This is a genomic window from Alcanivorax sp. HI0044 (assembly GCF_001634945.1).
Genome location: NZ_LWEZ01000538.1, coordinates 1 through 1,051 on the forward strand (window position 1 = coordinate 1; position 1,051 = coordinate 1,051).

Below are 1,051 nucleotides of genomic sequence, written 5' to 3' on the forward strand. Positions count from 1 at the left end.
CTGGAAACCATTTTCGACCCGGAAATTCCGGTGAGCATCATGGCGCTGGGTCTGGTCTACGGCTGCGATGTCATCCAGCGAGACGGGCAAAACGTGGTGCAGGTACGCATGACCCTGACCGCCCCCAACTGCGGCATGGGCCCGGTGCTGGTGGGCGACGTGGAAGACCGGCTCGGCAAAGTCCCCAACGTGGACAAGGTGGAAGTGGCCCTGGTGTTCGACCCGCCCTGGAGCCGCGAGATGATCAGCGAAGAAGCCCAGCTCGAACTGGGGATGTTCTGACGAGGGTCAGACGTCAGAAGTCGGACGTCTGATGCTGAACCTCAGTTGCCGGTATTTTTTTAGCGTCCGACGTCCGACTTCAGACGTCCGACCACGGAGCTCAACGACGTGCCTTTCGATATTCGCAGCATCAAACTTGGCAAGGACGTGACCGCCGAGGACATTGCCGAGGATCTGGAATTTCTGGATGACTGGGAAGAGCGGTATCGCTATATCATCGACCTGGGCAAGCAGCTGCCCGGCTTGCCCGATGAGCTGAAAACCGAAGACCGTTTTGTGCGCGGCTGCCAGAGCCAGGTGTGGTTGGAAACCGATTACGACAGGGATGCCGACACCCTGTATCTGGCAGTGGATTCCGATGCGCTGATCGTGAAAGGGCTGGCGGCCATCGTGCTGTCGGCGCTCAATCAGCAATCCCCCCAGGGCATTCATGACTACGACATGGACGGCTTCTTCGACCGTATCGACCTGCTCGGCCACCTGAGCCCCACCCGTGGCAACGGCCTGCGCGCCATGGTCGCCAAGATCAAACAACAGGCCGCCCAGCTGGCCGCCTGAACTGCGACCCCTTTCTCCGTAGGAGCGGCGCTCGAGCCGCGAACCTGCTTGCCAGAGCCTTCCGGGTGCGGTTCGCGCCTCAAGAGGCACTCCTACAAAATCAAGCCGCCACCTGTAGATCGTGCGGTTACGAAGGGGACCCAGCGCCTGTCCTGACTTTTCGCGGCGGAACCACCGCTCCTACAAAAACCTAACCCACGTCCTGGTTCGC

The 1,051-nt window shown here is 60.6% G+C and carries 2 protein-coding genes; both read left to right on the top strand.

All coding sequences use genetic code 11. From position 1 onward, the window contains the following. Nucleotides 1–282: iron-sulfur cluster assembly protein (locus tag A3730_RS06430; RefSeq protein ID WP_156500981.1), on the top strand; the 282-nt coding region annotated here is incomplete at its 5' end. Between the two features lie 108 nt (nt 283–390). Next, nucleotides 391–840 carry a SufE family protein gene (locus tag A3730_RS06435; RefSeq protein ID WP_063519602.1) on the top strand — a complete coding sequence of 150 codons (450 nt, stop codon included), beginning with the start codon at nt 391–393 and terminating at the stop codon, nt 838–840. Nucleotides 841–1,051 lie beyond the last annotated feature (211 nt).